Here is a 19,184-nt window from a genome sequence, read left to right as displayed (position 1 = left end):
GCGGGGTGACCGTGGATCGACTGCTTCCCACCCCTGAGGCATACGACCTGCTCGACCTGACCCGTGAGCTTGCCACCCGTGAGCTGGCCGGCAAGGTCGACGACTTCGAGGCGCGCGGAGAGTTCCCGCGGGAGGTCCTGCGAACGATAGGCCGCTCCGGGCTGCTCGGTTTGCCGTATGAGGAAAGTGATGGTGGCGCCGGACAGCCGTACGAAATCTATCTTCAGGTTTTGGAGATTCTGGCCGGAACCTGGTTGGGCATCGCCGAGGCGGTCAGCGTGCACACGCTGTCGTGTTTCCCGATCTCCGCGTTCGGCAGTGAGCGGCAACGCAAGGCGCTGCCGGAGATGCTCGGCGGCGAACTGCTCGGCGCCTACTGTCTTTCCGAGCCGCAGGGTGGTTCCGACGCGGCCAACCTGACCACCCGCGCGGTGCCGGACGGTGAGGATTGGCTGGTCAACGGCACGAAGGCGTGGATCACGCACGGCGGCCACGCCGATTTCTACAACATCTTCGTCCGCACCGGCGCACCCGGCGCGAAGGGGATCTCCTGCCTGATCGCGGACGCGAACACGCCCGGTCTGCTGCCGCAGGCGCGGGAGCGGCTGATGGGCCTGCGCTCGTCGGCGCCGGCCCAGATCGTCCTGGACAACGCGCGGATTCCGCACGACCGGATCGTCGGCGAGGAGGGTCAGGGTTTCGCCATCGCGATGAAAGCCCTGGACGCGGGCCGTCTCGGGATCGCCGCGTGCGCGGTCGGCCTGGCCCAGGCGGCCCTGGAGTACGCGGTGTCCTACGCCCGTGAGCGGGAGCAGTTCGGTCAGCCGATCGGGCGATTCCAGGGTGTCGGTTTCATGCTCGCCGACATGGCCACGCAGGTGTCGGCGGCCCGTGCGCTGCTGCTCACGGCGGCTCGCCTGAAGGATGCCGGCCGCCCGTTCTCGATCGAGGCGGCGAAGGCGAAACTGTTCGCCACCGACGCCGCGATGCGCGTGACGACCGACGCCGTGCAGGTGCTCGGGGGGTATGGGTATGTTGCCGATCACCCGGTCGAGCGCTGGTTCCGTGAGGCCAAGGTGCTGCAGATCGTCGAGGGCACGAACCAGATCCAGCGCATGGTGATCGCCCGGTCGCTGACCGGCTGACGTGTCCGGTTCGCCCGGTCGTTACTCTTACCGGCGTGGAAGAGATCGACCGGGCGATCGTGTCGGCCCTCACCGTTGACGGCCGCCTGTCCTACACGGACCTGGCCGAGCGGGTGGGGCTGAGTGTGTCCGCCGTGCACCAGCGTGTCCGGCGGCTGGAGCAGCGCGGGGTGATCTCCGGTTACACGGCCAAGGTGTCGTACGAGGCCTTGAATCTGCCGTTGACGGCGTTCGTGGCGATTCGCCCGTTCGATCCGTCCCAGCCGGACGACGCGCCCGAGCGGCTGGCGCATCTGACCGAGATCGACTCCTGCTACTCGGTGGCGGGCGAGGATTTCTACATGCTCCTGGTGCGGGTGAAGAGCCCCGCCGACCTGGAGCGGCTGCTGCAGGACATCCGTACCGCGGCGAATGTCACGACGCGGACCACGGTGGTGCTTTCCACGCCGTACGAGAATCGTCCTCCTCGCATCGCACCGCCCGCCGGCGAAGAGTAAGCCTGACCAGGGCATCGTTTTCGGCCCGGCCGTTCAGGACGGCACGAACGGGATGTGCCCCGGCCGGCCAGGGCTGGCAAGCTGGCGAGCATGGATGCCGGCGATGTGGAAGCGGCGATCGGCGAGGCGCGCCGGGCGCTGACCCCGCACCTGGACGCGGACTGGACGCAGCCTGCCGGTGACCTCGCCTGGAGCTGCCGGGACACCGCCGCGCACATCGCCCACGACCTGCTCGCCTACGCGGCGCAGCTGGCCGCCGGCCCCGGTGCGCCGGACGCGTATCTGCCTCTTGACCTGCAGGTGCGACCCGACGCGACGCCGGCCGAGATCCTGCTGATCGTCGAGGCCGCCGGGGCTCTGCTCGCGGCCCAGTTACGCGCGTCGAAACCGGAATCGCGGGCCTGGCACTGGGGGCCGACCGATCCGTCCGGTTTCGCGGTGCTCGGCGTCAACGAGATTCTCCTGCACACCTACGACATAAATCAGGGATTGGGTACGGGATGGCTTCCGTCCCCGGCGGCCTGCGCAGCCGTCCTGGCCAGGCTGTTCCCGGACCATCCGGCCGCCGAGCCGGTCCCGGCACTGCTCTGGTGCACCGGCCGGGCCGCCCTGCCCGGACACCCCCGTCGCACCTCGTGGACCCTGCGGGCCGCCCTGGAGTGATTCCGGACCCGTGACGGGTCCGCCGGGCGCGCGTTGTCCTCACGACACGAGCGAAGGGCGGACGACAGTGCGACGACGTACCTTGATGGCCGCGGCCGTGGTGGCGGCCTCGACGGCGGTCGGCGCCTGGGCGTACGGATCCGACCGCCCCGCCGTCACACCACTGGCCGTGCCGTCCGTCCCGCCCGGCCCGGAGCGCTGTGAGCTGCGGTATTCGAAGGCGCGGGGGACGACCGTGGACTTCTACACGGCGGTTCCGGCCGGGCACGGCGACGGTTCGGGGCTGCCGGTCTGTCTGATTCTGCACGGCGGGTCGAAGCGTCCGGCCGACTTCGAGGCGCTCGGGCTGGGCCGTTTCCTGACCGACGCGGTGAATCGTGGTGCGCCGCCGTTCGTGCTGGCCGGGGCGACCGGGGATCGGCTCGCCTGGCAGCCCGGGGAGCGCGACGATCCGCAGCGCATGGTGCACGAGGAGCTGCCGGCGTGGTGCGCGGCGCGCGGGTATGACACCGGGCGGATGGCCGCGTGGGGCTGGTCGATGGGCGGGTACGGGTCGTTGCTGCTGGCCGAGGCGTTTCCGCGGTTCGTGCGGGCGGTGGCCGCGTTCTCGCCGGCGGTCGTGCCCGGGGACGCGGTGTTCCGCGACGCGGAACGTCTGACCGGTACGCCGGTGGGGCTGTGGTGTGGGCGCGGGGATCCGCTGTTCGCGAACGTGCAGGCGTTGCGGCGGGAGCTTCCGGGCGAGCCGGTGGCCGGGAATTTCGGGCCGGGGGAGCACAACTTCGGATACTGGAGCACGGTGATCCCGGCGGCTTTCGCCTTTGTCGCGGCGCAGCTGAGCAGGCCGTCGGCGAGCCCGGCCTGATCCGGCCCCGGCGGCTGTCGGCCGGTCGCGGGATCGTGTGCGGCGGTCGCCCGATACTTTCGGCCCGGGCCGAAAGACCGGGGCGGAGGGCGGTCTCGCCCGGATAGCGTGCGATGCATGTCAGCCGATGTGAACCGGATCGTCGTACCGGAGCAATTCGCGCACTGGCGGGCCCATCTGGACGGGGACGGTGGCCGCGAGTGGGTCGCCTCCCTGCCGTCGCGCGCCGAGCGTCTTCTCGACCGGTGGCGCCTGACCCTGGACGACGCCGCGCCCCGGCACGGCGGTCAGGCGCTGGTGCTGATGGTGAGCCGCGACGATCGCCCGCTGGTCCTGAAGCTGAGCGCGCCGCAGGACACGACGACCGCGCAGGAGGCGGCCGGTCTGCGTGCCTGGCGAGGTCGCGGCACGGTCGAACTGCTGGAGTCCGAGCCGGGCGCGCTGCTGCTGGAGCGCCTCGACCCGACCCGAACGCTGCATTCGCTGCCGGTGGAGCAGGCCGCCGAGGTCGCCGGCCGGCTCATCCGCACCCTGGCGATCCCGCCGCCACCGGGACTGCCCGGTCTTCCGGAGATCGCGAAAACCCTGGCTCCGCGGCAGCGCGGGCTGGGCGATCCGGTTCCGGGCCGCTGGTTTTCCCAGGCTTGCGCGTACGCGGTGGAGCTGCCCGGCGCCGGTGAGAACGTCCTGGTCCACGCGGATCTGCACTACGGCAATGTGCTCGCCGGCGCCCGTCGTCCGTGGCTGGCGGTGGATCCGCGCCCGTTGCACGGCCCACCGGAGTTCGCGATCCCCGAGCTGATGTGGACGCGCGCCGACGAGCTGGGCTCGGCGGCGGAGGTCCGTGGACTGTTCGCCCGCCTGGTCGAGGTGGCCGGGTTGAACGCCGATCTCGCGCTCGGCTGGGTGGTCACGCGGTGTGTCGACTACTGGTTGTGGGGCCACGAGCGGGGCTTGACCACCGATCCGGCCCGCTGCGAACGGGTCCTGGACGCGTTGGCGCCCGGTTGAGGCCGCTGAGCGTTCCCGCCCGTGCGAGCGCGGCATTCCTGGGCCGGCTCGGCAGGCCGGTGGCGCGACGGTTCGGCGGGTGACGAAGCGTTGCGGCTCTAGCGTGGCGGGGCTGAGGCCGTACTCGGAAAGGGGTGTTCGTGATGGGGGAACCTGGCCGGTCGATCGAGGAGTCCGTTGCTCGTGCGCTGGATCTTGCGCGGAGCTGGACCGGGTGGGACGGGGTGCCGATCCCGGTGGACGACCGGGTGTATACACCGCACAAGGCGATCCGGCGGATCACGGATCACCTGATCGATCACCTGGCCGAGGTGGAGGCGCGGCTGGCCGGGGTGCCGACGATTCCGGATCACTGGCATGCGTCGGCGATCACCACGCCGGGGGATCTGGCGGCGTTCACCGAGGAGGATCTGGCCGAGGCGACCAGCCGGTTGACCAGGCTGGCGCAGATCTGGGTGGTGCGGTTGGACTCGTTGACCGAGGAGCAGTTGGACGCGGTCACGCCGGGTGCGTGGACGATTCGGGCGATCGCGGAGCACCTGTCCGACACCTATTACGCGGACGCGGTGGGGGATCTGGCGGTCACGCGTGGGTGACCTGGGGATCGGCGGGGGAGGGTGGGGAGGTGAGGTGTAGGACGGGGGTGGACCAGCCGTCGTCGGGGACTCCGGCGTCGAGGGCTTCGGCGAGGGAACGTTCCTCGTAGCGGAAGTGGGACTCCATGATGGCGGCCAGGCCGTCCAACTCCGAGGCGAGCCGGGGGCTGCCGGTCGCGCTGAGTTCGGTGACGCGGGTGAGGATTCCGGTGATCATGCCGTGGTCCTCGATCAGTTTGTCGATCGTCGGCTTGAGGTCGGGGCGTTCGCGCAGCAGAGCGGCGAACAATCCGGTGTCCTCGCCCTGGTGGTGGGTGGTCAGCGCTTGGCAGAAGGCCAGGCAGTGGGTTCGCAGGTCGGCCGGATCGGTCCGGCCGGTGCGCAGGCCGGTGAGGCGGCGGCGCAGTTCCTGGTGGGTTTCGGCGAGCTGCTTGCTGAGGGCGGCGACTCGGTCGCCGGCGGGGGAGGCCACGTGGGCGGTCCCTTCGGTTCCACACCTCCATGCCCGGCGCAGTCCGCCGCCGACACGCGATGCTGCCGCCATCCGATCACATCACCCGGCGCGGAGACAAATCACCCGGCGCGGAGACAAACGCCCGGCCGCGGCGAGCACGCCGGTAGACGGGGCTGGCCGCTGAGTTCGCCGTGCCGGGTGGTGGGCTGCTGTCGCTGCTGTCGGTGTCGCGTGTGCTCGTGGTCGGGAGGTCGGGCGGCCTGCTGGGGCCAGCCACTGCTCGTGGTCGGGAGGTCAGGCCGCCTGCTGGGCCAGCCACTGCTCGTGGGCTGCGGAGAGGCGGGCCCACAGGGCGTCCCGCTCGGTGGCGTTGATGTCGGTGAAGTGCAGGCCGAAGACGTCGGCCATGGCGTCGAAGTAGTCGTTGCGGCTGGTCAGCTCGGTGCGCCGGGGGTCGCTGCCGATGCGGGTGAGGACCAGGGTCCGGATGAGGTCGACGCCGGTGGCGTCGCGGCGGGCGGCGGTGGCGACGCGGACGAAACCGGATTCCGGGGACGTCGACAGGTGCTCGTGCTGGGCCTGGAAGGCCGACATCGGGGCCGTCGACGCCTGGAAGTCCATGCCCAGGAACGAGCCCCGCGGGTCGTGGTCGAAGCGCCAGCCGCCGGGCTCGGCCGCCGAGGGCCGCAGCGTGTACCGGAATCCGCCCTGCTCGTAGTCCCCGGCGACCAGGGGCAGCGGCGCGTGCAGTCCGTCGCCCATGCCGAGATCGACCAGCCACGACCCGTCCGGCGACTCCGGGGCGGGGAGGTCGGAAACGGTCAGCACGAGGTGGTTGGCGTTGGCTCCGGCCGGCTGGGACTCGTTTCCCTGTACACCGCCGACGTGCCTGGTGACCCGGTATCCGAGGGCGGCCAGCAGCGCGGAGAACGCCCCGTTCAAGTGGTAGCAGTATCCGCCGCGACCGGCCAGGATCCGCCGGGTGGACTCGTCCGGGTCGATCGTTGTCGGTCGTCCGAGCCAGATCTCCAGACATTCGTAGGGGATCCGCTCGGCGTGTGCCGTGTGCAGCGCGTGCAATCCCGGCACGCTGGGTTCCTGCCCCGCCAGCGACGCGAGCCCGAGCCGCTGCAGATACCCGTCGATGTCCACCCGGACACCCTATCCACCGGAGGCCACATGATCATCATCGCTGGCGAGCTTCGCGTGGACCCCGAGGATCGCGACCGCTACCTGGACGGCGTTGCCGGGGTAGCGCGGCTGGCCCGGGCGTCCGCGGGTTGCCACGACTTCACGCAGGCGCCTGATCCGGTGGAGCCGGGCCGGATTCTGGTCTACGAGCGTTGGGAGTCCGACGACGACCTTTTGGCGTTCCGTAACTCCGGCGGCCCGGAGCTGGACCTGCCCCCGATCCTCTCCGCCGACGTACGCAAATACCTTATTTCCGACATCAAAGCGCCCTGAGGCGAGCCGCAGAGAGGTGAGAAAGGAAGCGCGCTAGGCGGAAGCGCCAAGGTCGGCGTAAGCGCACTGCGTCAGATAGGGCAGCGCATAACTGTCCCGCCCCAGCAGCGCCGGATGGGTGGCGGTCAACTGCCGAACCTGCGCGAGAACCGCCGCCCGCTCATCGGCCGGCAGCAGGATGACGCGGCTGCGCGACGCCACAAGATCCAGCAGTTCTCCGGGCCGCATGGTGTGCGCCCACCCGAACGTCGCCGCGTTGATCGCCCCGAACGGCGCCCCCAGCCGCGTCTCCCGCAGCTGTTCGCGCCCGATGATGGTCCCGAGCCGCTGCACCCAGTCGGTGCGTTCGTCGCGCAGGTTCCAGATCAGCCCGATGCGCCCGCCGGGGGTGAGCACCCGCGCGATCTCCGGCACCGCTCGTTCCGGGTCCACCCAGTGCCAGGCCTGCGCGACCAGCACCACGTCCACGGACCCGTCGGGCAGCGGAATGTCCTCGGCGCTGCCCCGGTGTGCGGCAACGTCCGGCACGGCCCGGCGCAGTTCCCCGAGCATCCCTTCGGACGGGTCGACCGCGACGACCTCCAGGCCGCGGGCCCGGACCTGCCGGGTCAGCTTGCCGGTGCCGGCGCCCAGGTCGAGCACGCGCGGCTGACCCTTGGGGAGAAGAAAATCAAGAGCGCTTTCCGGGTACGGCGGACGACCGCGCTCATAGGTGTCGGCGGCCGCCCCGAAGGACGCCGCGGCAGCGGAGAAGGCATCCACGGAGACGATCATATTCCGCCCGGCCCGGCGGCACCGTACATCGAGTGCGATCAGTGAGCGTTTCGAAATGTCGTCGTCCGGGAACCTTTGTGATCGAGGCACCCCAAAGAGACAGATGAGCACGGAGGGTTGACTGATGAGCTTCACCGACAAGGTCAAGAACAAGGCCGAGGAGCTGTCCGGCAAGGCCAAGCAGGCCGTCGGCGACGCGACCGACAACCCGCGTCTGCAGGCCGAGGGCCAGGCCCAGGAGGCTGCCGCGCACGCCAAGCAGGCCGGTGAGCACGTCAAGGACGCCGGCAACGACGTGCGCGACGCCTTCAGCTGAACCCGGTATGACGAAAGCTGAACCGGTACGACGAAAGCTGAGTTAGTAGGACGAAAAAGGGGCCCCTTCACCCAGGGGCCCCTTTTCTGTGGATCGCGATGACTAGACCGCGACGACTTCCTGCTGCTGCTTGCGCCACCATTCCTGGCCGGCCTTGGGCAGCGTGTCGATCGGGTCGTAGTACGCGTACAGCTTGGACAACGCCTCGCTGTCGTCCTTCTCGATCGACGTGCGGTAGTTCTTCGTCCAGTACGAGATGCCGTGCTCCCGGTCGTACTCGGCGACCATGTGCACCCAGCGCTTGCCGACGAACGGCACGTCGCACACGATCCGCGGCGTCGCGTAGCCCGGCAGGTAGCCCATCAGGTCGTGCTGCAGCTGCTGGGCGTGCCAGACCGGCACCCGCCAGTGCTCGGCGTTCGGGATCATGTCGCACATGTAGAAGTAGTACGGCAGGATCCCGGCCTCGCCCTGCAGCCCGAAGCACAGGTCGAGCAGGTCGGCCGAGGTGTCGTTGACCCCGCGCATGAGCACACCCTGGTTGCGCACGTCGCGCACGCCGACCTCGAGCAGCGTCCGGGCCGCCCTGGCGACGGCCGGGGTCAGCGAGTTCACGTGGTTGACGTGGGTGTGCACGGCCAGGTTGACGCCGCGGCGCTGCGCGGTGACGGCGACCCGGTGCATGCCCTCGACGACGTCGTCCTGCAGCCAGTGCTGGGGCAGGCCCATCAGCGCCTTGGTGGCCAGGCGGATGTCACGGACCGTGGGGACCGCGAGCAGGCCCATCAGGTACGCCTCAAGCTGCTTCCAGGGCACGTTGGCGACGTCGCCGCCGGAGACGACCACGTCCCGTACACCCGGATGGGTTTTCAGATAGTCGAGGTGGGCGGCGTAGCGATCCACCGGCTTCTGGATGAGCTTGAGCTTCGGGACCGTGGGTGTGCTGTTGCCGACCAGGTCCATCCGGGTGCAGTGGCCGCAGTACTGCGGACACGTCGACAGCAGCTCGGCCAGGACCTTGGTCGGGTAGCGGTGGGTGAGGCCCTCGGCGACCCACATGTCGTGCTCGTGCAGGGAGTCGCGGCTGGCGTTGGGGTGCGACGGCCAGTCGAGGTGACGGTCGGTGGCGACCGGCAGCATGTAGCGGCGCACCGGGTCGGCGTAGAACGCGGCCGTGTCCGGCACCTCGTGCGGCACCATCGTGTTGAGCATCTGCGGCGGGAGCAGCATCGACATGGTGGCCAGGCGCTGCTGGTCGGCCTCCAGATCGGCGTAGAACGACTCGTCGACCAGGTCGCCGAGCACGGCGCGCAGCTGCTTGACGTTCTTGACGCAGTTGACGCGCTGCCACTGGGCGGACTGCCACTGGGCGGGCGTCACGTCACGCCAGCCGGGGAATCGGGTCCAGTCCGGCTCGACGAGCTCGCGCCGCTGGTACTCGTAAGGCTGCTCGGACACTGCGTCCTCCCTGGAGAACTGAAGATCTGTTCAGGCCCACAACGTACGGGATAATCTTCGGTCTAGAAACCCAGGATGCGAAAGATTTACGGTGAAGAGGTTCCTGGAGGCAAGTGTTTAACGTGGGGGAGCTGTTGATGTCGGTAGCGCTGGGACTGCGGGAGACTGGCCGCATGACTCTTCCCCTGGTCCGCTACACCAACGGTCGCTTCTACTCCGCCGCCGAACCTCGCGCCACCGCGATGCTGGTCCGGGGCGGCACCATCGAGTGGCTGGGCGACACCGCCGACGTCCCGGCCGCCGACCGCACCGTCGACCTGGACGGCACACTGGTCACGCCGGCCTTCGTCGACGCGCACCTGCACGCCACCGACACCGGCCTGGCCTTCGACGGCCTGGACCTGTCGGGTGTGGGGTCGGCCGGCGCGCTGCTGGACGCGGTGGCCGCGTTCGCGGCGACGCGCCCGGCCGACGGTGTGGTGCACGGGCACGGGTGGGACGAGTCGACCTGGACCGACCAGACGCCGCCGACCGCGGCCGAGCTGGACCGGGCCGCCGCCGGCCGCAAGGTGTACCTGTCGCAGGCGTCGGTGCACTCCGCCCTGGTCAGTTCGGCGCTGCTGCCGACCGCCGAGGGCGTCGAGGGCTATCACCCGTCGGGCTGGGTGCGCGAGCACGCGCACCACGCGGTCCGGGCGGTCGCGCTGGGCTCGCTGACGCCCGAGCAGCGGACGGCGGCGCAGCGCACCGCGCTGAGCCGGGCGGCGTCGATGGGCATCGCGGCGATCCACGAGTGCGGCGGGCCGGGCACGTCCAGCGAGGCCGACTTCCAGTCCGTGCTGGCGCTGTCCGCGCAGGGGTTGCCGCAGGTGTTCGGCTACTGGGGTGAGCTGGGCGGCGCCGAGAAGGCCCGCGAGCTGGGGGCGACCGGCGCGGCCGGCGACCTGTACGCCGACGGTGCGCTGGGGTCGCGCACGGCGTCGCTGCGCTCGGCCTACCACGACGGCGAGCACGGCTGCGGTGAGGCGTTCCTGACCGCCGAGCAGGTCGGCGAGCACCTGCTCGACTGCATCCGGATCGGTTTCCAGGGCGGTTTCCACGCGATCGGTGACGCCGCCATCGACACCGTCCTGGACGGGTTCGCGATCGCCGCCAAGCAGGTCGGCGTGGACAAGCTGCGCGAGGGCAACCACCGCATCGAGCACGTCGAGCTGATCGACAAGGCGATGATCGCGCGGATGGTCGAGTTCGGGGTGACCGCCTCGGTGCAGCCGGTCTTCGACGCGCTGTGGGGCGGCAACGACCGGATGTACGCGCAGCGCCTCGGCGTCGACCGGGCGCTGACCAGCAACCCGATCGGGGCGATGCACGCGACCGGGGTGGCCCTGGCCTTCGGCTCGGACGCGCCGGTGACCGCGCTCGACCCGTGGGCGATGGTGGTGGCCGCCGCCGCGCCGCGCAACCCGGTCTACCGGATGAAGGTGCGGGCGGCGTTCGCGGCCGGCAGCCGGGGTGGTTGGCGGGCGGCCGGGGTCAGCCGGGTCGGTGTCCTCGCGCCGGGCGCGTCGGCCACGTTCGCCACCTGGGACACCCCCGGCGGCGTGGTCGATGGCCTGCCCGCGCTGCTCGCGGACATCGACGGCGTTGTTCCCGAGCGGCCGATCTGCCGGCGCACGGTCCTGCACGGCGACACGATCTTCGAGAATTAAGATCAAGAGACGATTGCTCGCGTACGGGATCGAAGGGCCCCGTCGGCGGACACGCCGGAGGACGCGACACGCCGGAACGGGTACCACCCGGTTGACAGACCGCCCCCGTCCGGACGTACCGTCTTCAGGTCCTGTTTCACGGCAAGCGACTGTGATCCGCTTCGTTCCCTTACCCACTGGCCGCAGTGCCGTTCCCGCAGGGGTCGCGCGTTCAGCCAGGTCCAGGGGGTTCGGGTGCGCGGGCGGCGCGGACCGGGTCGCACCACCGGAAACCGGGACGAGCCGAGCCTGGCCAGTAGACAACGGCACGGCGCGGGCAGCCAGCCCGTGACGCGTCGGTCCGAAGGTCAGCGCGACGCCGTCCGGCGAACCGGCCGGGAACGGGAGAGAAGCACCCCGAGGGGCGCGGCCGCTGGACGCCGCGCCCCTCCGCCAGTCCTCAGCCGTTTCCCATCCGGCCGGTACGAGATTGCGGCCGACCGCTCGACCGGAATGCCGCATGCGGGCAGGTAGCCTGCCTGGCGTGGAAATGACGATGCCGCCGCCGGAGCTCGCCGAGCCCGGCCCCGCCGCCGCGCGCCCGGCCGGGCCCGCCCCGCTGCGGCTGCCGGTGGCCGTGGCCCTCGCGGTGGCCGCGGGCCTGGCGCTGCTGCTGGCCCTGCCGCCGTACGACCTGTGGTGGCTGGCCCCGGCCGGGGTCGCGCTGCTGGCCGCGGCCACGCACCGGCGGCGCCTGCGGGCCGGTTTCGGCCTCGGCTTCCTGGCCGGTGTCGTCCTGTTCTACCCACTGCTGGAGTGGACCCGGATCGCCGCCGGCTGGCTGCCCTGGGCGCTGCTGTCGACCGCCGAGGCGGCCGTGCTCGGCCTGGCCGGGCTGGCCGCGGCCTGGCTGTCCCCGCTGATCGACCGGCGCCGGGCGCTGTGGCCGCTGCTGGCCGGTGTGCTCTGGGTGGCCGACGAGGCGCTGCGCGACCGGGCCCCGTTCGGCGGGTTCCCGTGGGGGCGGCTCGCGTTCAGCCAGGGCGACGCACCCGCGCTGCGCCTGGCCGCCTGGGGCGGCGCGCCCCTGGTCACGTTCGCGGTCGCCGCTGCCGGGGGCGCCCTGGTCGCGCTGGCCTGGCGCGACTGGCGCCGCCCGGGCCTGCTGCCGGTCGCCGGGTTCGCCGCCACCGCCGCCGCGCTGATCGGCGCGCCGGCCGCGGTGCCGCTGACCGCCCCGAGCGGCCCGAGTTACACGGTCGCGATCGTGCAGGGCAACGTGCCCCGCCTCGGGCTGGACTTCAACGCCCAGCGCCGTGCCGTGCTGGACAACCACGTCAACGCCACCAAACAGCTGGCCACCGACGTCGCCGCCGGGAAGCAGCCGAAACCGGACCTGGTGATCTGGCCGGAGAACTCCAGCGACATCGACCCGCTGCGCAACCAGGACGCCTCCGACGAGATCTCCGAGGCCGCCCGCGAGATCGGCGTGCCGATCCTGGTCGGTGCCGTGCTGCGCACCGACAATCCGAACGACATCAAGAACGCGGGCCTGCTCTGGATGCCGGTCACCGGTCCCGACCTGACCCAGACCTACATCAAGCAGCACCCGGTCCCGTTCGCCGAGTACATGCCGCTGCGCTCGATCGCGCGCATGGTCAGCGACAAGGCCGACCTGGTCCGCAACATGCTGGCCGGCGACCATGCCGGGGTCATCGACACCGGCCCGCTGACGCTCGGCGACGTGATCTGCTTCGAGGTGGCCTACGACGGCATCGTTCGTGACACCGTGGAGAAGGGCGCCCAGATCCTCACCGTGCAGACCAACAACGCCACCTTCGACGAGGGTGAGGCCCGCCAGCAGCTGGCCATGGTGCGCCTGCGGGCCGTCGAGCACGGCCTGGACTCGCTGATGGTGTCGACGGTCGGGGTGTCGGCGTTCGTGGATACCAGCGGCGGCGTGCACGGCGCGACGGCGTTCAACACGGCGGGGGTGGTGGTGCATAAAATGGCCACCGGAGGTACGCGTACGCTAGCGACTCGTTCGGGCATCTGGCCCGAGGCGGCTGCGGTCGGCTTGACCGTGATCGCCCTGGCCGGCGCCGTTCCTCTACGTCGTCGGCGGGTAATTGACAGCAACGGCGACGAGAGCGGGGCAGAAAGTTGAGCGAGGCGGAAGGCTACCCGGGAGTGGGGCGGGTCCTCGTGATCATCCCCACGTACAACGAGGCCGACAACGTGCGCCTCATCACGGGGCGGGTGCGCGCGGCGGTTCCGGACGTCGACATCCTGGTGGCCGACGACAACTCTCCTGACGGCACCGGCGCGATCGCCGACGAGCTGGCTCTGGCCGACGACCACATCTTCGTCCTGCACCGGCAGGGCAAGGAGGGGCTCGGCGCGGCCTACAAGGCCGGTTTCGCCTGGGCCAAGGACAAGGGCTACGACGCGGTCGTCGAGATGGACGCGGACGGCTCGCACGCCCCCGAGGAACTGCCGAAGATGCTCGACGCGCTCGGCGGCGTCGACGCGGTCCTCGGCACCCGGTACATCCCCGGCGGCAGCGTGCACAACTGGCCGATGCGCCGGCTGCTGCTCTCGCGCGGCGGCAACATCTACATCCGGATGGCGCTGGGCATGCCGTTCCGGGACGCGACCGGTGGGTACCGGGCGTACCGGATGACCGTTCTCGACGCCATCGACGTCTCGTCGGTCGCCTCGACCGGATATTCGTTCCAGGTGGAGCTGGCCTGGCGGGCCTACCGGGGCGGGTTCCGGATGGTCGAGGTGCCGATCACGTTCACCGAGCGCGAGCACGGCGTGAGCAAGATGAGCGGCAACATCTTCAAGGAGCAGCTGCTGCGGGTCACCGTGTGGGGCGCTCAGGCCCGCAAGGAGTCGCTGCTCAACCTGATCGGCCGCAAGCCGAAGCAGGAGCAGACCTGGCCGTGACGCGCGACGCCGGCTGCCGGGCCCCGCGGGGTTCCGGCGCCGGCGTTCCGTCGTCCGGGCGCCGCCCGTCGCCGGCGTGACGGCGGCCTCAGCGGGCACACAGGCAGGTCGCAGGTTCCGGTGTCATGCTGGGGAAGTACGCATGAACTCGGAGGCTCATAATGCGCCGTAGCCGGATGGCCTACCTTCCCTTCGTCTTCCCGCTGCTCGCGGTCGCCGAGATCTCGGCGTTCCTCACGGTGGCGCACCTGATCGGGGCGGGCTGGGCGTTTCTGCTGCTCGCCGCGATCACCCTGACCGGTTTCTCGCTGCTGCGCCGCGAGGGCATCCGCGGCTGGCGGGCCTTCCAGCAGGCTGCCGCGTCCGCCCGCCCGCCCGGCACCGAGGTGACCAACTCCCTCGTCGGCCTCGGCGGCGCGCTGCTGCTGGCACTGCCCGGCTTCGTCACCGGCGTCGTCGGCCTGCTCCTGCTGCTGCCCCCGGGCCGTGGCCTGGCCCGCCGCGGCGTCGAACGCTTCGCTTCGCGCCGCCTCGGCGGCGGGGTGACCGGCGACCTGTTCGGCCCCCGCAAGGTCCGCGTCCGCGTCGACGACCCGACCGTGGTCGACTCCTCGGTCGTCGACGGAGACACCCCGGCCCAGCGCCAGCCGGCCGCCGCCATCGAGGGCGAAATCGTCCGCTGAGAGATGTGACGAGCGCCGGATCCCGTGATCCGGCGCTCGCTGGGTTTCACGACCGGGAGATGACCGCCCGGCCAGCACGCGGAAGGGCCGTCCCCAGCCTGGGGGACGGCCCTTCCGCGTGTGTGGGTGGAGTGGTCAGCGGCCTCGGCGGGTGCGGACTTCCTGCAGGCGCTCGTTGAGGATGTCCTCGAGCTCGGCGATCGAACGCCGCTCCAGGAGCATGTCCCAGTGGGTGCGCGGCGGCTTCGCCTTCTTCTGCTCCGGCTCGCTGCCGTCGACCAGACGGGCCACGCTGCCGTCGAACTTGCACTCCCAGGTGGTCGGCACCTCGGCGTCGACGGCGAACGGAACCTCGAACTGGTGACCCTTGACGCACAGGTACTCACGGGTCTGTCGGGGTGCCAGCTCGGTGTTACGGTCGGACTCGTAGCTGACTGCGCCTAGACGGCTGCCGCGCAGCATGCGTTCGCCCATGATCGGCTTCCCCTCGCTCGTGGTGCTGCTCTCGTTGGTGTAACGAAAGGGACGGTCGCCGGATTCCTGCGCCCGCCGAGTGTTCTATCGGTCTTTTACCCGCCCGGTAAAGGCGATGTAACGCTATGAGCGTAACCGGCCAGCGACCTTACCCTGCAAATTGAACGGTCGTGAAGTGGACCTTGGTCCAGTTTACGACCCTTTGACACATCTACGGGTGGTGCGATGTCGGTCACTCGGACGTTCACCGCCTCTTTACCCGGATCCCACGGTGATCATTCGGTGACGGACGGCCATGAGGTCAACTGTCGGCCGGAGCCGCCTGCGCGGGAGCCACCGGCGGCCGGGCCGTACCGAGCGCGGCCAGCGCCGACGCCAGATCGCTGACCTGGCCGGTGAGCTGAGCCACACGCTGATGGGCGGCGTCCGCATCGGCCCGCGCCGCCACCAGACGCCGCTCCAGATCGGCCCGGTCGTCAACGGCACGATCAAGATCTTTGCGCGTACGGTCGAGATCCGCGGCCGTGCCCCGCAACCCCGCCAGCTCCGACACCGCCGCGGCCAGCTCCTGCCGCACCCCGGCCGTCTCCGCGACAGCCTTGTCCACCCGCGTGACCGCGTCCGCGGCGACCTGCTCGGCGCGCGTGACCGCCTCGGCGGTGGCCCGCTCGGCCGCCTTCGCCCGGGCATCGGCCTGCTCGGCGGCCAGCCGGGTGGCGTCCGCGTCGGCCCGGGCGGCCGTGAGGGACTCCTCCGCGCGGACGGCCGCCTGCTCCGCCGTACGCCGGAAATCGTTGTGGTCCTTGAGAGCCGACGCCAGATCGCGTTCGGCGACGTCGCGCTGGCTCTTCGTCTCCTGGACCTCGCGCCGGGCCGCCGTCAGATCCTCGGCCGAGGCGTCCCGTTCGGTCTCGGCGCGTTCGCGCAGCGCGGCCGCGGCGGTCGCCGCCTTCACCGCCTCGTCGCGCGCCTTGATCGCCTCCTGCTCGCGCTTACCGGCCTCCTCGGCCGCCCGTGTCGCCTCGGTCGCCCGCACCCGCGCCTCGTCGCGCTCCGCGGTCGCGGCCATGGCGATCTGCTGCGCCGCCGCCGTCGCCGTAGCCGCCTGCTCGGCATCCCGGCGCGCATCGTCCCGCTCCGCGTGCGCGGCCGCCACCGCCGACGACGTCTCCGCCCGAACCTCGGCGACCTGCCGCTCCACCCCGGCCGGCGACATCTCCGAATGCAACGCCTCGGTCAGCGTGCCCACCATCTGATCGAGGCGATCCACCACCTCCCAGGTGCGGGCCACCGAACCGGCCAGGCCGGGCGAGGACCGATGCCGCATCCGCACGTTACGGGAGGCCCGCTGGCACTCACCGTCGTTGTCCCGGCAATACCGGAACGGCCGGCCGGCGGACACACGCTGCGGCACGGGGCGCCCGCAATGGGCGCAGGGTCGAGTTTCGATCGCCTCAGCGGCGTTCTGGTCCTGCATCGTCATAGCACCCACCACCCTATGCCGCCCAACGATCTTCCCCGCGTCACCACGCTGTGCTTACCGGCTTCGCCTCCGGCTCGCGGGCTGTGCTTACCGGCGTCGCCTCCGGCTCGCGGGCATTGCGCCCTGGGCGGCCGACGTCGAGAGGCCCGAAAACGCCCTCGCTCCGCTAGCCGTTTTCGGGCCTCTCGACGTCGGCGGGCGCAATGCGTGGTGATGCCGCTCAACCCATGCCGGGTTCAGCATTCGGGGGCAGGTTCTCGCCGGCGACCAATGGTTCTGGCCGGTCCAGCGCTGCCGGTCCCGGCAGCCAGCTGGTGCTCACGGTCGCCGGGAGGGGCGTGGGGCGACCGTGAGCACCAGCTGGGCCTGCGCGCGGCTGTCGGCTGGTGCTCATGGTCGTCTGGAAGGGCGTGAGGCGACCGTCAGCGCCAGCTGGGCCGGTGCCCGGCTGGCCGGCTGGTGCTCACGGCTGTTCGGAGGGCCCGGGGCGACCGTGAGTGCCAGCTGGGGGCTGTGCGCGGCTGGCGGCTGGGGCTCGCGGCTGTTTGGAGGGGTGAGCGGGAGTGCCGGGGGTCAGGGGAGGTCGGTTCGGGTTTGGATGAGGCCGGCGCCGATGTCGGGCGGGGTGTCGGCGGAAGGGTCGACGAGTTCGGTGCGGACCTCGTGCATCTTGAGGTCTCCGGAGAGGATCTGTTCGGCGAAGTGGCAGGCGACCTTCTGGCCGGTGTCGTCGAAGACGCGCAGCTGCGGGCGGTCCTCGGCGCAGCGGTCCTGGGCCCACGGGCAGCGGGTGCGGAATCGGCAGCCGCTCGGTGGGTTGGCCGGTGAGGGCAGGTCGCCGGCGAGCAGGATCCGTTCGCGCCGGTCCTCGGTGTACGGGTCGGGGATCGGCACGGCCGACAGCAGCGCCCGGGTGTACGGGTGCAGCGGCCGCTCGTACAGCCGGCCGGCGTCGGCCTCCTCGACCAGCGCGCCCAGGTACATGACGCCGATCGTGTCCGAGATGTGCCGGACGACGGCCAGGTCGTGGGCGATCACCAGGTAGGTCAGGCCGAGTGTGTCCTGCAGGTCGCCGAGCAGGTTGACCACCTGCGCCTGGATGGACACGTCGAGGGCGGAGACCGGTTCGTCGGCCACGATCAGTTCGGGCCCGAGCACGAGGGCGCGGGCGATGCCGATGCGCTGGCGCTGGCCGCCGGAGAACTCGTGCGGGTACTTGTTCAGCGACGACGCGGGCAGCCCGACCGCGTCCAGGGCGGAACGCAGCCGATCCCGTACCGAAGCCTTGTCCTTGTGCAGATCGTGCGCCTTGAGACCTTCGACGAGCAGGGACTCGACCGACTGCCGGGGATCGAGGCTGGACAACGGGTCCTGGAAGACCATCTGGATGCGCCGGCGGAACAGCCGCATCTGTTCGCCCTTGAGCGCGCGCACGTCCGTACCGTCGAAGACGATTTTGCCGTCGGTCGGTTCGACCAGGCGCAGCAGGCCGCGGCCGAGCGTCGACTTGCCGCAGCCGGACTCGCCGACCAGGCCGTAGGTCTCGCCCCGCTTGATGGTCAGGGACACGCCGTCGACGGCGTAGACGTGCCCGACCGTACGGTCGAAGAGAAGTCCGCTCTTGATCGGGAAGTGGACCTTGAGGTCGTCGATCTCCACCAACGCGTCGCTCACGCGGGCACCTCCAGCGGTACGGGGTTCGTGCACCGCAGCGCGCCGTCGCGGCGGCGGGTCGGCTCCAGGGGCACGGTCGCGCCGATGCAGTCGTCGACCACCCGATCGCAGCGCGGCGCGAACGCGCAGCCCTCCGGCCACGGAATGTTGTCGCTGACCGAGCCGCGGATCTGGTGCAGGCGCCCGCCGCGATCGACGTCGAGCCGCGGCACCGACTGCAGCAGCCCATGGGTGTACGGGTGCCGGGGATCGGCGAACAGGTCGTGTCGCTCGGCCCGCTCGACGACCTTGCCGGCGTAGAGCACGTTGACCGTGTCGCACAGCCCGGCCACCACCCCCAGGTCATGGGTGATCATCACCAGGGCGGTGCCGGACCGGTCGACCAGGTCCTTGAGCAGGGCCAGGATCTGCGCCTGGATGGTCACGTCGAGCGCGGTGGTCGGCTCGTCGGCGATCAGCAGGCGCGGTTTGCAGGCCAGCGCGATGGCGATCAGCGCCCGCTGCCGCATGCCGCCGGAGAGTTGGTGCGGGAACTCCTTGAGCCGCCGGTTCGGGTCCGGGATGCCGACCGCGTCGAGCAGTTCCCGGGCCTGGCGCAGCGCCGCCTGCCGGGTCTTGCCCTGGTGGCGTTCCAGGACCTCGGCCACCTGCAGGCCGAGTGGGATGACCGGGTTCAGCGAGGACAGCGGATCCTGGAAGATCATGCCGATGTCGCGTCCGCGGCGGTCCCGCAGGTCCTGCGGGCGCAGCTTGAGCAGGTCGGTGTCCTCGAACAGGACCTCGCCGGTGACCCGGTTGCCGCGGCGCGGCAGCAGGCCCATGATGGCCAGGCTGGTCACCGACTTGCCGCAGCCGGACTCGCCGACCAGCCCGACCGTCTGGCCGGGTTCCACGGTGAAGCCGACGCCGTCGACCGCGGTGAACGGTTCGGAGCCGCGGCGGTGGAAGACGACCGACAGGTCACGTACGTCGAGCAGAGCCATGTCC

At 71.0% G+C, this 19,184-nt stretch carries 20 protein-coding genes; 12 read left to right on the top strand and 8 right to left on the bottom strand.

The genetic code is table 11. The features are described 5' to 3' along the window. The first annotated feature begins 5 nt into the window (after positions 1 to 5). From ACSHV8_RS25965 to ACSHV8_RS25940, 6 genes are all read left to right on the top strand, one after another. Positions 6 to 1,145 carry an acyl-CoA dehydrogenase family protein gene (locus ACSHV8_RS25965; RefSeq protein ID WP_436536633.1) on the top strand — a complete coding sequence of 380 codons (1,140 nt, stop codon included), beginning with the start codon at positions 6 to 8 and terminating at the stop codon, positions 1,143 to 1,145. 35 nt (positions 1,146 to 1,180) lie between these two features. Beyond that, positions 1,181 to 1,642, top strand: coding sequence for an Lrp/AsnC family transcriptional regulator (locus tag ACSHV8_RS25960; protein WP_436536631.1), 462 nt, complete (start codon positions 1,181 to 1,183; stop codon positions 1,640 to 1,642). 90 nt (positions 1,643 to 1,732) lie between these two features. Beyond that, positions 1,733 to 2,305, top strand: a complete 573-nt coding sequence (locus tag ACSHV8_RS25955; RefSeq protein WP_436536629.1) for a maleylpyruvate isomerase N-terminal domain-containing protein — start codon at positions 1,733 to 1,735, stop codon at positions 2,303 to 2,305. A 67-nt stretch (positions 2,306 to 2,372) separates the two neighbouring features. Further along, complete coding sequence (locus ACSHV8_RS25950) at positions 2,373 to 3,170, top strand: alpha/beta hydrolase (protein ID WP_436536627.1); 798 nt, start codon at positions 2,373 to 2,375, stop codon at positions 3,168 to 3,170. Positions 3,171 to 3,287: 117 nt separating this feature from the next. Further along, entirely contained in the window at positions 3,288 to 4,181 is an 894-nt protein-coding gene (locus tag ACSHV8_RS25945) for an aminoglycoside phosphotransferase family protein (protein WP_436536625.1), read from the top strand. A 143-nt stretch (positions 4,182 to 4,324) separates the two neighbouring features. Beyond that, a complete protein-coding gene (locus ACSHV8_RS25940) occupies positions 4,325 to 4,777 on the top strand; it encodes a hypothetical protein (protein WP_436536623.1) in 453 nt (150 codons plus the stop codon). Here ACSHV8_RS25940 and ACSHV8_RS25935 read toward each other — a convergent pair. Both ACSHV8_RS25935 and ACSHV8_RS25930 read right to left on the bottom strand, forming a co-directional pair. Continuing rightward, a complete protein-coding gene (locus ACSHV8_RS25935) occupies positions 4,764 to 5,249 on the bottom strand; it encodes a hemerythrin domain-containing protein (RefSeq protein ID WP_436536621.1) in 486 nt (161 codons plus the stop codon). The genes ACSHV8_RS25940 and ACSHV8_RS25935 overlap by 14 nt on opposite strands. A 276-nt stretch (positions 5,250 to 5,525) precedes the next feature. Continuing rightward, positions 5,526 to 6,383, bottom strand: coding sequence for an arylamine N-acetyltransferase family protein (locus ACSHV8_RS25930; protein WP_436536619.1), 858 nt, complete (start codon positions 6,381 to 6,383; stop codon positions 5,526 to 5,528). A gap of 27 nt (positions 6,384 to 6,410) precedes the next feature. On the opposite strand from ACSHV8_RS25930, the gene ACSHV8_RS25925 reads away from it, so the two are divergent. Beyond that, entirely contained in the window at positions 6,411 to 6,695 is a 285-nt protein-coding gene (locus ACSHV8_RS25925; RefSeq protein ID WP_436536617.1) for a putative quinol monooxygenase, read from the top strand. A 33-nt stretch (positions 6,696 to 6,728) separates the two neighbouring features. Here ACSHV8_RS25925 and ACSHV8_RS25920 read toward each other — a convergent pair whose 3' ends face one another. After that, positions 6,729 to 7,457 (bottom strand): class I SAM-dependent methyltransferase, encoded by a 729-nt coding sequence (locus ACSHV8_RS25920; RefSeq protein WP_436536615.1) that lies wholly within the window; start codon positions 7,455 to 7,457, stop codon positions 6,729 to 6,731. Between the two features lie 136 nt (positions 7,458 to 7,593). Here ACSHV8_RS25920 and ACSHV8_RS25915 point away from each other — a divergent pair, with 136 nt between their 5' ends. Continuing rightward, positions 7,594 to 7,785, top strand: coding sequence for a CsbD family protein (locus ACSHV8_RS25915; RefSeq protein ID WP_436536613.1), 192 nt, complete (start codon positions 7,594 to 7,596; stop codon positions 7,783 to 7,785). 102 nt (positions 7,786 to 7,887) lie between these two features. Here ACSHV8_RS25915 and ACSHV8_RS25910 read toward each other — a convergent pair whose 3' ends face one another. Continuing rightward, the gene (locus ACSHV8_RS25910) at positions 7,888 to 9,243 is read right to left on the bottom strand and encodes a KamA family radical SAM protein (protein WP_436536611.1); all 1,356 of its coding nucleotides are present in this window, start codon (positions 9,241 to 9,243) and stop codon (positions 7,888 to 7,890) included. A 173-nt stretch (positions 9,244 to 9,416) separates the two neighbouring features. Between ACSHV8_RS25910 and ACSHV8_RS25905 the strand changes: the two genes are divergently transcribed. The 4 genes from ACSHV8_RS25905 (at position 9,417) to ACSHV8_RS25890 (ending at position 14,566) form a co-directional block, all read left to right on the top strand. After that, the gene (locus tag ACSHV8_RS25905; RefSeq protein ID WP_436536609.1) at positions 9,417 to 10,952 is read left to right on the top strand and encodes an amidohydrolase; all 1,536 of its coding nucleotides are present in this window, start codon (positions 9,417 to 9,419) and stop codon (positions 10,950 to 10,952) included. A gap of 529 nt (positions 10,953 to 11,481) precedes the next feature. Further along, positions 11,482 to 13,098 (top strand): apolipoprotein N-acyltransferase, encoded by a 1,617-nt coding sequence (gene lnt / locus ACSHV8_RS25900; RefSeq protein WP_436536905.1) that lies wholly within the window; start codon positions 11,482 to 11,484, stop codon positions 13,096 to 13,098. After that, on the top strand, positions 13,095 to 13,883 hold the full coding sequence (locus tag ACSHV8_RS25895; RefSeq protein WP_436536607.1) for a polyprenol monophosphomannose synthase: 789 nt from the start codon (positions 13,095 to 13,097) through the stop codon (positions 13,881 to 13,883). Before lnt ends, ACSHV8_RS25895 begins: the two co-directional genes overlap by 4 nt. A 161-nt stretch (positions 13,884 to 14,044) precedes the next feature. Next, positions 14,045 to 14,566 carry an FxsA family protein gene (locus ACSHV8_RS25890; RefSeq protein ID WP_436536605.1) on the top strand — a complete coding sequence of 174 codons (522 nt, stop codon included), beginning with the start codon at positions 14,045 to 14,047 and terminating at the stop codon, positions 14,564 to 14,566. A 135-nt stretch (positions 14,567 to 14,701) separates the two neighbouring features. Here the strand turns inward: ACSHV8_RS25890 and ACSHV8_RS25885 are convergent, their stop codons facing one another. The 4 genes from ACSHV8_RS25885 to ACSHV8_RS25870 form a co-directional block, all read right to left on the bottom strand. Then, entirely contained in the window at positions 14,702 to 15,040 is a 339-nt protein-coding gene (locus ACSHV8_RS25885; RefSeq protein ID WP_014689763.1) for an RNA polymerase-binding protein RbpA, read from the bottom strand. A gap of 301 nt (positions 15,041 to 15,341) precedes the next feature. Beyond that, a complete protein-coding gene (locus ACSHV8_RS25880; protein WP_436536602.1) occupies positions 15,342 to 16,367 on the bottom strand; it encodes a serine/threonine protein kinase in 1,026 nt (341 codons plus the stop codon). A 729-nt stretch (positions 16,368 to 17,096) separates the two neighbouring features. Next, the gene (locus ACSHV8_RS25875) at positions 17,097 to 18,197 is read right to left on the bottom strand and encodes an ABC transporter ATP-binding protein (protein ID WP_436536600.1); all 1,101 of its coding nucleotides are present in this window, start codon (positions 18,195 to 18,197) and stop codon (positions 17,097 to 17,099) included. After that, positions 18,194 to 19,180, bottom strand: a complete 987-nt coding sequence (locus ACSHV8_RS25870) for an ABC transporter ATP-binding protein (protein ID WP_436536598.1) — start codon at positions 19,178 to 19,180, stop codon at positions 18,194 to 18,196. Before ACSHV8_RS25870 ends, ACSHV8_RS25875 begins: the two co-directional genes overlap by 4 nt. Between the last annotated feature and the right edge of the window lie 4 nt (positions 19,181 to 19,184).

This window comes from Actinoplanes sp. HUAS TT8, assembly GCF_051380535.1.
GTDB lineage: Bacteria > Actinomycetota > Actinomycetes > Mycobacteriales > Micromonosporaceae > Actinoplanes.
This window is presented reverse-complemented; position numbering and strand designations above follow the sequence as displayed.